Origin of the sequence: Nostoc sp. 106C (assembly GCF_002154725.1) — a bacterium.
Lineage (GTDB): Bacteria > Cyanobacteriota > Cyanobacteriia > Cyanobacteriales > Nostocaceae > Aulosira.
Genome location: NZ_MTAW01000066.1, coordinates 89,907 through 104,055, shown reverse-complemented (window position 1 = coordinate 104,055; position 14,149 = coordinate 89,907). Strand labels below are relative to the sequence as shown.

At 42.6% G+C, this 14,149-nt stretch carries 13 protein-coding genes; 8 read left to right on the top strand and 5 right to left on the bottom strand.

Annotation, left to right across the window (positions count from 1 at the left end):
• A partial coding sequence (locus BV375_RS06725) for a reverse transcriptase domain-containing protein (RefSeq protein WP_086758591.1) occupies window positions 1–1,211 on the top strand: 1,211 nt, incomplete at its 5' end.
• A 40-nt stretch (window positions 1,212–1,251) separates the two neighbouring features.
• On the opposite strand, the gene BV375_RS36640 is transcribed toward BV375_RS06725, so the two are convergent.
• From BV375_RS36640 to BV375_RS06715, 3 genes are read right to left on the bottom strand one after another with little or no spacing between them, the layout of a single operon-like run.
• Window positions 1,252–1,653, bottom strand: a complete 402-nt coding sequence (locus tag BV375_RS36640) for a hypothetical protein (RefSeq protein WP_166507393.1) — start codon at window positions 1,651–1,653, stop codon at window positions 1,252–1,254.
• On the bottom strand, window positions 1,650–3,041 hold the full coding sequence (gene asnS / locus BV375_RS06720) for an asparagine--tRNA ligase (protein ID WP_086758589.1): 1,392 nt from the start codon (window positions 3,039–3,041) through the stop codon (window positions 1,650–1,652). Before asnS ends, BV375_RS36640 begins: the two co-directional genes overlap by 4 nt.
• Before the next feature lie 3 nt (window positions 3,042–3,044).
• A complete protein-coding gene (locus tag BV375_RS06715) occupies window positions 3,045–3,413 on the bottom strand; it encodes a hypothetical protein (RefSeq protein ID WP_086758587.1) in 369 nt (122 codons plus the stop codon).
• A 110-nt stretch (window positions 3,414–3,523) separates the two neighbouring features.
• Here BV375_RS06715 and BV375_RS06710 point away from each other — a divergent pair, with 110 nt between their 5' ends.
• Window positions 3,524–3,820, top strand: a complete 297-nt coding sequence (locus BV375_RS06710; RefSeq protein ID WP_086758585.1) for a DUF6439 family protein — start codon at window positions 3,524–3,526, stop codon at window positions 3,818–3,820.
• 80 nt (window positions 3,821–3,900) lie between these two features.
• Here BV375_RS06710 and BV375_RS06705 read toward each other — a convergent pair whose 3' ends face one another.
• Window positions 3,901–4,356, bottom strand: coding sequence for an anti-sigma regulatory factor (locus BV375_RS06705; protein WP_086758583.1), 456 nt, complete (start codon window positions 4,354–4,356; stop codon window positions 3,901–3,903).
• Window positions 4,357–4,743: 387 nt separating this feature from the next.
• On the bottom strand, window positions 4,744–6,150 hold the full coding sequence (gene rlmD / locus BV375_RS06700; protein WP_208099069.1) for a 23S rRNA (uracil(1939)-C(5))-methyltransferase RlmD: 1,407 nt from the start codon (window positions 6,148–6,150) through the stop codon (window positions 4,744–4,746).
• 185 nt (window positions 6,151–6,335) lie between these two features.
• Here rlmD and apcD point away from each other — a divergent pair, with 185 nt between their 5' ends.
• The 6 genes from apcD to BV375_RS06660 all read left to right on the top strand — a co-directional run bounded on the left by apcD (window position 6,336) and on the right by BV375_RS06660 (window position 14,059).
• Window positions 6,336–6,821, top strand: coding sequence for an allophycocyanin subunit alpha-B (apcD, locus tag BV375_RS06695; RefSeq protein ID WP_086758579.1), 486 nt, complete (start codon window positions 6,336–6,338; stop codon window positions 6,819–6,821).
• Window positions 6,822–7,366: 545 nt separating this feature from the next.
• Window positions 7,367–8,002: a hypothetical protein gene (locus BV375_RS06685; protein WP_243713861.1), complete on the top strand. Its 636-nt coding sequence runs from the start codon at window positions 7,367–7,369 to the stop codon at window positions 8,000–8,002.
• A gap of 304 nt (window positions 8,003–8,306) precedes the next feature.
• Window positions 8,307–9,044 (top strand): chromophore lyase CpcT/CpeT, encoded by a 738-nt coding sequence (locus BV375_RS06680; protein WP_086758573.1) that lies wholly within the window; start codon window positions 8,307–8,309, stop codon window positions 9,042–9,044.
• 1,107 nt (window positions 9,045–10,151) lie between these two features.
• Entirely contained in the window at window positions 10,152–10,337 is a 186-nt protein-coding gene (locus tag BV375_RS06670) for a LysM domain-containing protein (protein WP_086758569.1), read from the top strand.
• Between the two features lie 216 nt (window positions 10,338–10,553).
• Complete coding sequence (locus BV375_RS06665; RefSeq protein ID WP_086758597.1) at window positions 10,554–11,726, top strand: glycosyl hydrolase family 18 protein; 1,173 nt, start codon at window positions 10,554–10,556, stop codon at window positions 11,724–11,726.
• Window positions 11,727–11,878: 152 nt separating this feature from the next.
• Window positions 11,879–14,059, top strand: coding sequence for a DNA/RNA non-specific endonuclease (locus BV375_RS06660; protein WP_086758567.1), 2,181 nt, complete (start codon window positions 11,879–11,881; stop codon window positions 14,057–14,059).
• Window positions 14,060–14,149 lie beyond the last annotated feature (90 nt).

Genomic DNA, 14,149 nt, shown 5'->3' with positions numbered 1-14,149 from the left:
AGTTAGAAAAGGAACCAAACAGTGGAAACCTCGCTAGCTGGCTACCCACTTTCGATAAAATCAATCACGCTGCACTATTAGCCAAAATCAATACATTCCCAACCTTAAACCGCTTAATCAAAGCGTGGTTAAAATCAGGTGTATTTGATAACGGAGAATGGTCAGAAACAGATGAAGGCACGCCACAAGGTGGTGTAATATCCCCCTTGCTAGCGAACATCGCATTACATGGAATGGAAGAGGCGATTAAAAAAATCGCTGAATCACTACCCGGCAAGAAAAGAGACAATCAAAACGCACTATCTTTCATAAGATATGCAGACGATTTCGTAATTCTACACCCGGATATCGATGTCATCCAAAGATGTAAAACCGAAATATCTGAGTGGTTAGAAAACATGGGTCTAGAACTGAAACCTAGTAAAACCAGAATAGTCTACACCCTACAAAAGCCTCATATCATTAACTCCAAAGGGTTTGACTTCCTAGGGTTCAATGTTAGGCAATATACAGTAGGGAAGTACCAAACAGGAAAAGTCAGAGGAAATCTACTAGGGTTCAAAACACTCATCAAACCCAGCACGAAGGCGATTAAAAGACACTATGACGAAATCTGTAAGATTATCGATGCCCACAAATCAGCCCCCCAAGAGGCTCTAATAAGACACCTAAACCCGATAATAAAGGGATGGGCAAATTATTACTCAACGGTGGTAAGCAAAGAAATCTTCCAAGATATTGACCGTCTAGTATTCATCAAGCTTCGAGCCTGGGCAAAACACCGCCACCCCCAAAAATCTAAGGGATGGGTATCAAAAAGATACTGGAACACAATAGGCGGTGACAACTGGGTTTTTTCAGCAACCAAAGAGGGGAAAGTGACAGAAACCTTAATAAAACATGCCAAAACGGAAATCGTCAGGCACACCAAGGTAAAAGGAAATGCATTCCCCTTTGATGGAAACCTAATCTACTGGAGTGAAAGAAAAGGCAAAAACCCCCTTCTACCACTAAGAGTAACTATATTACTCAAAAGTCAAAAAGGGAAATGTGCCCAATGTGGACTGTACTTTAGAGAATACGATGTGATGGAAGTTGACCATATCATCCCAAAATCAAAAGGTGGAAAGGATGTATATAAAAACTTACAACTCCTACACAGACATTGCCACGACGAGAAAACTGCCAGAGATGGCAGCAGGTATGCATGACAAGCATCACGCCGTTGAGGAGCCGTGTAACGGGAAACTGTTACGCACGGTTTTGAAGACCAACGGGATTGGTGACAATCTCGTTGAGTTTAATTTCACCTGTGGCAGAGGGTACACTCAAAACCCGCAATACACGCTGCGATTTAGTTACTAGCCATTCAGATAATATGTAATACTTCAACAACGTGAATGATTCCGGCTCTCGAAAAAACCATATTTCTGGGACAATCACAATGTCAATCAATGCTTCCCATTCTTGAGGAGATTTGTGCAAAAGCCCCAAGTAGCCAGATATATGCGTGATTTTACAAGTTGCCATTCTTTGAGCAATGACATTGGCGATCGCACCGGAACTAATTGAGTTTGCATCTAAAAGTAAGGCGCTGTACCGATCAGAGATCGCCCCAGTTCCCTTCCCATCATTTGCTACTTTCTGGGTCAAAACTCAGCATTTTGCGGTGTACGTGGGAAGGGTATTACATCCCTAATATTTCCCATCCCCGTCATAAATTGCACAAGTCGTTCAAAACCCAAGCCAAAACCAGCATGAGGAACTGTACCATAACGGCGCAAATCGAGATACCACGACAAATCCTCTGGTTTCATTCCTTGCGCTATTACGCGGCGTTCTAACACTTCTAAACGTTCTTCCCGTTGGGAACCGCCAATGATTTCACCGATTTTTGGTGCGAGAATATCCATCGCACGCACGGTCTTTTCATCATCGCTTAAACGCATATAAAAAGCTTTAATTTGCGCTGGGTAATCTGTAACGATTACAGGCTTTTTGAAGAGTTGTTCAGCCAAGTAGCGTTCGTGTTCAGATTGTAAATCTAAGCCCCAACTCACAGGATAATCAAACTTGACATCAGCTTTTTCTAAAAGTGCGATCGCATCTGTATAAGTTAAGCGCTCAAATTGATTGTTAATAATATTTTCTGCTGTTGCTAATACAGTATTGTCAATGCGTTGATTGAAAAATTCCATGTCTTCTGGGCATTTTTCTAACACATATTGAAAAATGTATTTGAGAAACGCCTCAGCTAAATCCATATCACCTTCTAGGTCGCAAAAAGCCATTTCTGGCTCAACCATCCAAAATTCTGCTAGGTGGCGGGAGGTGTTGGAGTTTTCCGCGCGGAAGGTGGGGCCAAAGGTGTAGACGTTACTAAACGCCATCGCCATGACTTCCGCTTCTAACTGGCCGCTGACTGTTAAATATGTAGGTTTGGCAAAAAAGTCTTGGCTGTAATCAACTGCTTGGGATTCTGTGCGGGGAATATTTTTCAGATCCAAGCTGGTGACGCTGAATAGTTCTCCTGCACCTTCGCAATCGCTAGCAGTAATGATGGGTGTGTGTACCCACAAAAAGCCTCTTTCTTGGAAAAATTGGTGAATTGCTGTCGAACAAGCATTTCTGACGCGGAAAACTGCACCAAAGGAATTTGTACGCGATCGCAAATGTCCAATGGTGCGCAAAAATTCAAAGGAATGACGTTTCTTTTGCAAAGGATATGTATCGGGATCAGCTTCACCGTAGACTTTCACCGTCTCGGCTTTCAACTCAATCCGCTGTCCTTTACCAACAGATGCTACGAGTACCCCTGTTACTTCGACCGCAGCACCTGTATTTAATTTTTTCAATATAGCTTCGTAATCTGGCAAATCCTGATTAATCACGACTTGCAAATTAGCTAGTGATGAGCCGTCATTGACTTCGATAAAAGCAAACCCTTTAGACTCGCGTTTTGTCCGCACCCAGCCTTGAACTAAGAGGGACTCATCAGGTTGACCACTTCGCAATATTTCTGCAATCCGTCGATTTACCATAATTTAACCAGCACAGGACTTTAATATCCAGCCTATGATAACGCCCATTCCACCAAAGCGGACGGCTTGCCAGAAAGGTTTCTTAAAGCTACGCCAAGAAAATAACTGGCTTTCTAAGTTTAGTTCTAGCACTTCCAACTGCTGTTGAATGTGCTTTAACTCTGCTTTGATTTCTGGCGTTTGCATTTTATTTTGCTGCAAGTCTTGACGACGTTGTTGCAATTGTGATTTTTGTTCGCGATCGCTTTGCACTTGAGTGTAGCGTTCTTTTAAAGATAGAAGCGATCGCTCTACTTCTTCGAGTTCTTGTTCAAATTCTGGTTCCGGATTTTCCTGTGATGAAGAATTAGGAAACTGTTTAGGCGGCTTCATTTTCTAGGATTAAACTATGATTAAATGTAAGTCTGCCAATAGTCAATAACCAAAATTTAGACTATAGACTAACTCAGCACTCAGCACTTAATACTCAGCACTTAAGAGTCATGTCTCAATCTACCCAGCTGCCTAAAACCAGTCAACTGAATGAATTTAGCACTTTGGAATTAGCCCAAGCTCTCATGGAGAGGCTAAGCATTTCCCCTAACGATTGGCATCGCCTCAAGTCTAACCGCAATTTCCGCGCTCGTGAACAAGCAGCCGCAGCTATTGTGTTTCTCCTCAAAGATCAGCCACAGGAGGCTATCGCCAGATTAGAACAGGCTACTGGTTGGTTAGATCGCTCTATTTCTGCTCCCCCTTGTCCTACTCATGGACATCAGGGATCAGCGACTAAAGGCTAGGGATCAGCGGTTAAGGGCTGGGGACTAGGAAAAACTCTTCCAAATACCCAATACCCAATCACTAATACTTGCTGTATTTGTCACCGCCGCAGAGATAATCGAGGACGATTTTCTAGTTGTTTACAAAGTCTTAATTCTGTACCTTTGCGATTCCACTCTACCTGATCAAAAATTTGGTGGAGAAGACAAAGACCTCGTCCACTTTCTGCTTCATCTGGTGGAAGATAATCTATTGGATCGGTATCACAATCAGAGTCCGATGAAGGAGCAAAGCCGCTACCTTGGTCTGATATTACCCACCAATATTGATTGTCTATTAACGAAAAACGCACTACTACTGTTTTACTAGGATCAAGATTATTGCCATGTTTTGCTGCGTTTACTAAAGCCTCTTGAAGCCCTAGGCGCAGCTCGGCTTGTAATGTTGCTGGAATCTCTGCCAAAAGCAAATCTAAGATTGGACATAGATAGAGAGTTGAGGCAAAACTAATAGTGCCCCAATAACGTCCAACTGGACGGAGCGAGATGGTAATCACAAGAGAAACCCCATAGCTTTCAGTTAGCTAGACATCAGTTTGCTATTACAGGCACCCTGATAAAGGTTGAGGTGGTCATGTTGCCTTCAAACTTGCGTCTTTAAAACTAAATATTGAAAATGCTAGGGAGCATTGACTCTGTCTATGATTTGAGATTGCTTAATATTTAAAACGGCTGGGAGGAGACTCCGAAGACAGTTAGTAACTAAAAAAATGCTGGAATTTAGAAGTAGCATTCTCCTGTTCTTTCTGTGGGCCGATTTGCCATTTAAACAATCTAATTCATGATTTTTAGAGTCTATGCAACTTCAGTTTTTTAAACAAAATCAAACTTATTTTAAGCTTAATTCAATTTTAGCATTTTTAGTATGCACTAGACTACAAATTTCAAATTTGAGTTTTTGTCAAGGTGGCAGAACCCCCGTCTGTATGTGATAACACAAGAAATGCGGCTGCTTCTACATGAGCGGTTTGAGGAAAAAAATCCGCTGGTTGTACTCGTTTGATAGTATACAGCCCATCTTGGCAAAGCAATTTCAAGTCACGAGCAAGGGTAGCTACTTTACAGCTGACGTAAACAATTCGAGATGGTTTCACTTGCCGTAAAGTTTCCATAACAGAGCGATCGCACCCCTTACGCGGCGGATCAAGTAATACCACATCTGGTGCATTTTCCATCTGTGGCAGCAATTTTTCTACTGCCCCAGTTTGGAAAGTAACGTTATTAATTCCATTACGTTGGGCATTCAAAATTGCTTGTTGCACTGCCTCTGGTTGTACTTCTAGCCCAGTAGCTTGTCGTACTTGTTTCGCCAAAGGCAACGTTAAAGTTCCAATACCGCAGTAGGCATCAACCAACACCTCATACCCTTGGAGATTCAGTTCTGACTGAATCACCTTTAACAGCGCCTCCGCTGTTTCAGTATAAACCTGAAAAAACGTATCCGGAAGTACCTGAAATTCCAATCCTGCAAATTTTTCTCGCAAGTATGGCATACCAGCAACGCAACGAGTTTCGCTGCCAAATATAGTATTTGTACGAGCAGGATTGCGATTTAATGATACTCCTACCAATTGGGGATAGCGTTTTAACCACTCCTGCGCTTGGGTTGCAATTTCTGGTAAATTCCAGTCCTTGACAACCAAAGTCAGTAAGATTTCCCCAGTGCGGCGTCCAATACGTAAACCTAGATGGCGGATTTGCCCTTGGTGACGTTGTTCATCATAAATTTGCCAACCCCGCTGTTGAATATCTTGCTTTACCTCAGCAAGTATTGGGTTTAATCTGGAGTCTTGTACTGGGCATTGATTCAAGTTAATTAATTGGTGGCTGGCTTTTTGGTAGTAACCGATTTGTACCTGTCCTGTTGAAGATTTGCTCAGAGGATATGTAGCTTTGTTGCGATAGCTCAAAGGTGAGGTAGCTGCGAGTACTGGGTCTACTGGTGGTTGCATAAAACCGCCAATACGCTCTAAAGCTTGGATAACTTGATTGCGCTTGGCTGCTAACTGGAATTCATAATTAATATGCTGCCATTGGCAACCACCACACTTATCAGCCACAATGCAACTTGGTCTTTGGCGATGGGGCGATGGTTGCAATAATTGCTGAAGTTTGCCGTGGGCGTATTTCGGTTTCACGTGTACCAAGCGAACCTCGACGCGATCGCCCGGTACAGTATCCGGTACAAAAACTACGCGATCGTTATACCGTCCTACACCATCGCCCGTATCGCTCAAATCGGCGATCGCAATTTCAATGAATTCGCCTTGTTGCCAAATCATATTAGTCATTTGTCATTTGTCAAGAGTCAATGGTCAAAAGTCAAGAGTTGTGATTTATCTGCCTCATCTCACTCATTTCTCCACTTCCCATTGCCCAATCGTGTCAATTCAATACATACCAGCTTGTAACCCTTCACTTGTGTACCTCAGACTCGTTAAACTAGCAGATAATATTTCGCGTGATTGCAATAATCATGACTGTAATTAGCCAAGTTATTCTCAAAGCCGACGATGAACTGCGTTATCCCAGCAGTGGCGAACTGAAAAGTATCCAAGCTTTTTTGCAAACCGGCGTACAGCGGACACGGATTGCTGCCACCCTAGCTGAAAACGAAAAGAAGATCGTTCAGGAAGCAACCAAACAATTGTGGCAGAAGCGCCCTGACTTTATCTCTCCTGGTGGTAACGCTTACGGCGAACGTCAGCGTTCTCTCTGTATTCGTGACTTTGGCTGGTATTTGCGCCTGATTACCTATGGCGTACTCGCTGGCGATAAAGAGCCAATTGAAAAAATTGGTTTGATTGGTGTACGGGAAATGTACAATTCATTGGGCGTTCCCGTACCTGGAATGGTAGAAGCTATCACTTCCCTGAAAAAAGCCTCCCTTGACTTACTTAGTGCAGAAGACGCTGCTGAAGCATCACCATACTTTGATTACATTATTCAGGCAATGTCTTGATACAAAGTGTGTGCTGGTTCGAGTAGTGAACTTTTTGTTCACTAAAGTGAGTGCTAAATATCAGCGCTCAAAATCCATAACATTTCTCATTTGATCATAACTCTCCCCACAACTGGTTGTGGCTCTGGCAAGTTCTATGTCAAGTTATCAACCATGTGTGGGGAAATTTTATGGTTAGTCATTGGTAATTTGTCAAAAGCTCTTGGAATACTGCCTATTGGCTCTTAAGCAGAGACAAAAAGCCGACAGCCCTTAATAAAAGACTGTCGGCAAATATTGTGTTCCCTATTAATGACTCGGCTAGAGTTCAGTTATGAGGCATTATGGCAGTTTGCCAATTGTACAGAGACGATCTCAATCATGGGCATCTGTGATTGTTATCACTGGATGGTCATAGCCCAACTGTATCTGCCAAAGAAATTTCTTGCTATTAAGAGAAAAATACACATCATAGCTAAAGGAACTGTAACTTAAGTTACAAAGTCCAGTTATCTGTAAACAACCACTCTGTCTCTGGGAAAATGCATCTTCATCTTGGAAATCTTATGACTGGGGCAATTCTGTTAGCAACATCCTTGGGTTGCGCCGCACCACTCCCCAATCAACTCTCTTCAGGTAATATTACAACTACAGCTACAGCCTTCCAAACCAGTTATAACTCAACAAGCAATAGACCAACCACTAAAACTGCCACTATTAGTGTTGAAGGAGAAAAAACTTCTATTACCCTAAGACTCTATGACCAATACAGCAATTTGTTTACCACTTACTTTCCAGACAAAGAATTTCTTGCTCAAGGAAGTAGTTCTGGTGAAGGAACAGGAGTGAGGTTTATTGCTAATTTTGGGGGCAGTAAAAATGAGAACGCATATGTCCACATTGCCTTTCTGAATAATTTAAAAACTCTCCAACAGTTAAAAAGCTTTGTGAATGCTAAGAATGGTTTAATTGCATCCAATAGATGGCGAGTTGTTGATCGAACTCAAAAAGTTCCTTATGCTTGGGCAAGAGAAAAGATTGTTTTCAGTAAAGGAAAAAACATAGTAGGTAATGTGTACCTTGGCCAGGAAAATGGCAAAGTTTTCTATGTAATTACCAATTATCCAGTAGAATACGGCGACGGATTTGCGCCAAGAGCAGATTTAATTTTACAGAATCTGCAAGTTGCTAGCGTTCAATGAATCATGCAGCAAAGTCGGTTTGAGAATAAATAGAGGCATTACGTGCGATTGGTATTATCTGAATAGCGATCGCACTTTAATTTTTGACAACTTTGGGCTGATGGTAGTTGAGAGCAATTACCAGAGTTGATTGCTAACAAATTTTATTTATCCAGCATAATAACCAGACTCAACAGTAGTTATTGGAGAGGTTACTGACTGATAAATCTAACGATAAGCAGTAGATTTTGAATCCAGATAACCTTAATATATTTCTTATTTAATCCAAAATATTGCTGATGTTAGTTGAAGTTGCGAATCTATTATGAATCCACTGAAAGCATACACCTTAGCGTTTTTAGTAACTGGATTTGTTTTTCCTCAACAGAGCCAAGCTGCTGAATTGCTAACTCTCTCAGCACAGATTAAAGAGGTAGTAAAGTGGTTTACTGGCAATTTTGATAACGCCAACCAAGTAGCTAGCAATCCTTCAGTACCAGCCATTACTATGACAAATTGTCAAGTGCAGCTAGATGGTAGTAGTGGGACAGATGAATCTCAAAATGTTTACTTGGAACAACATAGCGCAGGGTTCAACCGAGTACGCTTTTATTCCTTCGGATTAGGCAGTGGTGCTATAGACCTAGATATTCGTAGCTTTATCAATTCAAGCAGTTTGAGTGGACTTTGCGATCGCCCGGTGTCGGAAAGAATTATTAGCCAAAATAATCTTGCTGCTGCTGTTTGTAGTCTAGATCTAACTTATGAGCCAAGCCGTTATGTTGGGAATAATGCACCAACAGGTTGTCCTAGTAGTACTGGTGGTAAGGTGATATCTAGCGTCTCGATTCAAGCTAACAGCATCAACTCGTTAGACCAAATTTTTAGCAGCAGTGGTCAGTTGCTAGTTAATACCCCCATCGAGTTTCGGCGGATAGCAACAGTTCCGGAGTCTTCACCTTTAGCTGGATTAGCAATTGCAGGTGCTGGCTTGGTATTTCTGTACCGTCAAAAGCAGGCGAGAGTACCAATGATGAAATCAGTGAACAGTAAATTGTCTTGAAAAATCAAGAGGTACATGGGCACCCCTGAGATTTTTGGATATTTGATTGAATAAAAAAATAGCGATCGCATTTTTTGGCTTACGTAAATATCAATTTGAGATAGCGATCGCTATTTAAAAATCAACCCGATAAGCTAGATTCAGTAGTCAACAAGAATTACAGCAGTTATTACAGCAGATGTTGCCAAAAAACTTTCCTTCATTCAAGCTTAATGAAGGCAAGCTGCGGCATTTCTCGCAGCCCAGCCAGGACATGAATACTGGAGCCAATGTCGCTATTATCATGATTTGCAAGCTCAGGCAGTATTAATTGGGGACGCTGCACACTCTATGTTTAGCTTAATGGGACAAGGTTGTAGCGCCGCGATTCAGGATGCAGTTGTTCTGGAATCATTACTTAGGCAGCACGGCGAGCAATTGTCGCTGGTTTTACCTGAGTTTTCTGCTCAACAAGTTGAAGAAGGTCATGCAGTTTCTGATCTTGGACTGATTGCATTCGTCTTTTACCACCGTTGGCTGGGACTTTTGTACAAAATTACCACGTTGCTATGAGTCGTTGTACTCAGACAACCAAGCATCTTTGCTCGCCTCAATCAAGTGGATGCTAACTATGTGCAAGTACTCCACGAAAATAGATTTTGGATTTGGCTTGCTAAGAAACTGCTTCCAAATCCATAGATGATTCAATCATGCGATCGCGACTCCTTCGTTTTAACAGCTTTTCATTTATCGTTCTAATGCCGTACTAGTATCAACCAACAAAAGCATTATCCTGGTAGGTATTACGCCTGATTTTCGTCGTGTCGGCTTGGGCGGTGTTTGATGTGCGCCAACGCATTTTTCACTTCGATAGCGCAACCACACGCGCAACACCTACCGGATCTGCTGTTTTAAGAATTTTCCTTATTTGACTGGAAAGTGGAGAAGTTGAGATGTATCCATTACATGACTAATTTTTTAGATGTAAACCAGTCAGAGGAGAGGGCACCTGTACCAAGTGCAGACTATACTCCATTTTTTACCAAGCCTTCAACTCACAACGTGGTGTCTGGCGGTTAGACACCCGACTTCGACAATTATGTACAAAGAATTGTGGAGGAAAAGAATATGTCTAACAAACAAGGTCAACCTCCCTGTGACCATAAAGTAGAGGCTGGAGACACATTTTCTAATCTTGCTGCTGCCTATTACGGTGATAGTAGCGATGCCAAGAGCAAGAAAATTGCAGATGCAAATCCTGGTGTTTCTCCTACAGGCTTGCAAATTGGTCAGATGCTTAAGATTCCTGCTTAAAAGCATCAACGTCATGCTTGCTTAACACACAAGCTGAGATGAATGTCACTGACTTAAGGAGTAATTGGGCATACTAGACTACCATTTTATCAGGTTTTCTCCCTCTCGCTCTTGCTTAAGTCAGGTGCTTGTGAATTGGAAATTGGTATTAGAACTCCTCGTGGGGTAAGTTGTTTACCCTCAACAACACCAAAAAAACAAACGAGAGAAACCAAAATGGCTTACAAATTTGTTGGTTACTTTAGCAACTGGGCGCAATACCGCCAAGGCGGAGGAAAGTTCTTACCTGAGCAAATTGACCCCTCGCTATTTACACACATCAACTTTGCCTTTGGTATGATTGGCTTTGTGAGTTGGAGTGTCGATCCGACCGAAACACGAACCGGAGACCAACGCTATACAGGTGACTACACAGTTCAACCAGTGGAATGGAACGATCAAAAAGTCCTGTACCCGGCGATACAGAGTTTAAAGCAGAAAAATCCCAACCTCAAAACGAGTCTTTCAATTGGTGGCTGGAGTTTTAACAGTTGTGATGACACGCCTGAGTCAGCTGGAACCAAATACCCCTACGGTCCCTTTACCTGCAAATTATTCAGCAAAATGGCAGCCGATCCTAATGGCAGGACGCAGTTTATTAAGTCTGCGATCGATTATGCCAAACAGTACGGTTTTGATGGTATTGATATCGATTGGGAATATCCCGGCGACTCTAAACGAGGTGGTCAAGATGCCGATTATGACAATTACCTGGCACTGCTGCAAGAGTTCCGCCAAACTGCTGGACAAGAATTTATCATCACTATGGCTTCGGCCGCGGTACCCAAAGGCAGCAAAACCGGCGACTCATTCTTTCAATGGTTGCGAGAGTGCGCTCAATATTTAGATTGGTTCAACGTCATGTCCTATGACTATCATGGGGCTTTTGACGATCCCAACACAATGGGAACAGGAGCCAACGCTCCCCTGCTGAAAGATTCCGTACCCAATGGTACTTTTGACATCAAGGATACGGTGGAATCTTACCTTAAAGCTAATATTCCCAAGGAAAAAATTGTGCTAGGATTGCCCACTTACGGACGGAGTTATGTCGTTGCAGACCTTACAGATGGCTTCGGAAAGCCTTTTAGTGGTTCTGGGCCTGCAGGGACAGCGACAGCCACTCCTGGTATCCTCGCTTATTTTGAAATCCAGGAAAAAATTGAAGCAGGCGAACTCGATGTCCAAAGGTGGGATGATGCCACTTTGACTCCCTACGCCTACAGTACTAAAACCGGACTTTGGGTGAGTTATGACGACGAGAAATCCCTTGGTTATAAGGTCAGTTATTTGATTGAAAAAGAATTGGGGGGTGCAATGACATGGGCGATCGACTTAGACAAGTTTTAGCGATCACTCTGCTGTACCTGCATTCATACTAAATCTTGAGTAATTAAAGACCGTTGTGCCCAAGCTGTCATCGGTTAAAATCACTCGCTCACCACATTGGTTCAGATTGGTATTTTGTTAATCGCTACAACACTAGCTTACGGAGTTAAATCATGGCTAACGACTTAAACCATTTTCCGTTGCAGAGTGCAATCAAAAAGATTTTGGATGACCCAAACTCAAGACCAGCATTACCAGACTTAGGAGATGGTATATCTGTTGGAGATGACAATTTTGGTAAAGCTGATCGCTACGATACTGGTGTATCGCCATCTGTTGCTTTGAATAATGGAAATGTGGTTGTAGAAGTTCACAAGTCTCAGAGTCGCGATCGGCTCTTCTATCGCGTTGGTAAAGTTGAGAGTGACAAGATTGATTGGGGTAAGTACGAAAACAACAAAAGCATTGATTATGACGATGGAGTACAACCCTCAGTAGCCATCACTAATGATGGCTTAGTCGTCGAGGTTCACAAGTCTCAGACGTATGATAGGCTATACTATCGCGTTGGTAAAGTTAAGGGTGACGAGATTGATTGGGGTAAGTACGAAAACAACAAAAGCATTGATTATGACGATGGAGTACAACCCTCAGTAGCCATCACTAATGATGGCTTAGTCGTCGAGGTTCACAAGTCTCAGACGTATGATAGGCTATACTATCGCGTTGGTAAAGTTAAGGGTGACGAGATTGATTGGGGTAAGTACGAAAACAACAAAAGCATTGATTATGACGATGGAGTACAACCCTCAGTAGCCATCACTAATGATGGCTTAGTCGTCGAGGTTCACAAGTCTCAGACGTATGATAGGCTATACTATCGCGTTGGTAAAGTTAAGGGTGACGAGATTGATTGGGGTAAGTACGAAAACAACAAAAGCATTGATTATGACGATGGAGTACAACCCTCAGTAGCCATCACTAATGATGGCTTAGTTGTCGAGGTTCACAAGTCTCAGAACCATGATACTCTTTGGTATCAGGTTGGTAGAATTGATAATGAAACAATCACTGGCTTTGATTATGGGAACAGCCAGAGCAAAAAATATAGCAGTAACGGTACAGTGCCAAAGGTTGCTGGCAACGGGGTATTAGCAGTGGAAACTCACCAGGAAGGAGAAGATCAGCTTTGGTCTTCGATTTTGACATTACCAGCCTTTCGTCCCCAATGGCTTGAAGATAGAGGTCCGAATTCATATTGCTATTTTTCTATGGGGACTGGATTTGGACCTGGATCAAACGAACGAATCGCCACAAGTAAAACAATAACTGTCGATCCAGGTGCGCCTTTTCTTCTTGCTAATATCACTCAAAGTAGAGAATCGATTACATTTCCAAGTGGTGCTGCAATGTTGACAATCCAAGCACCTGATGGAACTGTTTATAATCAGGAGGAATCTGGCGGCGGAAACATAGTGAGCAAGTCTGGAGCATCGCTTCAGAGTCTTGTCATCAAAGAACCTATAGCGGGCAATTATCATATTACTTTGACACTGCCTCCAAATGTGGCATTTTTCTTTACATTTGAGACACTTCCCTCTAAAGATATAGTTGACACCATACAAGGAAGCCAGAGTTTGCAAAAACGGGCAAGTCCTGGGGGTAAGGTAGAGGTAGTAGCCTCTCCCATAGCGTCAATTTGGCTTAACGTTGCAGCTACACAACCACAAAACTTAACTTTTCTAGAAGAACCTACAGGTTATCTAACTGGATCGAGCCTATCTGTGCTACACACACCAACACCAACGACTGTGACAGTTGCTGTTCAAACCATTACTCAGAACATTCAGTGGCCGCCAGACATTAACGCCTTTATTACACCTCCTGCCACCCCTACACCTGCACCTATCAACGGACCAGTTCTTCAATTTGTAAGAAACCCAGCTGGTGCTCTTTTATGGCTTCGTGCACAAATAACACCAAATAATCTTGGTACGGGAACAGGTACAAACGACGCAACACGTGCTTTTGCTCAAAGGCTTGGATTACGAAGTGATGATGCTGGACATGTGATAGGTAATCGGTTGGGTGGTTTAGGTACTGTGGAATGGAATATCTTCCCACAAAATCCCAACTTTAATAGGGGTGCTTATAGTAGTTATGTTGAACAAGTTTTAGCCGATGCTGTAAGGCGCTACGGGTCTATAGAAGTCTGGTTTAGATTCCATTACGATAATCCGCTACTCCCCAATAGACCAGATAGATTTGATTTCATCTACCGACTGCCGGGTCCGAATGGGCAATATAGGTACAATGATCTTCTCAACCCTGAGCATGTTCCTCGTGGAGCATAGGACTAGCCCTTTCAAGGTGTGGTGTGATGGGCTGATTTGTAGTTTGGTTAAGAGAAGGGAAAATCTCAGGGTGGAGAAAGGATTTGAGAT

Excerpts from the sequence above, each read along its gene's own strand:
- BV375_RS06715 (WP_086758587.1), bottom strand. The coding sequence starts at position 3,413 with ATGAAGCCGCCTAAACAGTTTCCTAATTCTTCATCACAGGAAAATCCG.
- BV375_RS06665 (WP_086758597.1), top strand. The coding sequence starts at position 10,554 with ATGGCTTACAAATTTGTTGGTTACTTTAGCAACTGGGCGCAATACCGC.
- asnS (WP_086758589.1), bottom strand. The coding sequence starts at position 3,041 with ATGGTAAATCGACGGATTGCAGAAATATTGCGAAGTGGTCAACCTGAT.
- BV375_RS06670 (WP_086758569.1), top strand. The coding sequence starts at position 10,152 with ATGTCTAACAAACAAGGTCAACCTCCCTGTGACCATAAAGTAGAGGCT.
- rlmD (WP_208099069.1), bottom strand. The coding sequence starts at position 6,150 with ATGACTAATATGATTTGGCAACAAGGCGAATTCATTGAAATTGCGATC.
- BV375_RS06660 (WP_086758567.1), top strand. The coding sequence starts at position 11,879 with ATGGCTAACGACTTAAACCATTTTCCGTTGCAGAGTGCAATCAAAAAG.
- BV375_RS06680 (WP_086758573.1), top strand. The coding sequence starts at position 8,307 with ATGAATCCACTGAAAGCATACACCTTAGCGTTTTTAGTAACTGGATTT.
- BV375_RS06710 (WP_086758585.1), top strand. The coding sequence starts at position 3,524 with ATGTCTCAATCTACCCAGCTGCCTAAAACCAGTCAACTGAATGAATTT.
- apcD (WP_086758579.1), top strand. The coding sequence starts at position 6,336 with ATGACTGTAATTAGCCAAGTTATTCTCAAAGCCGACGATGAACTGCGT.
- BV375_RS06685 (WP_243713861.1), top strand. The coding sequence starts at position 7,367 with ATGACTGGGGCAATTCTGTTAGCAACATCCTTGGGTTGCGCCGCACCA.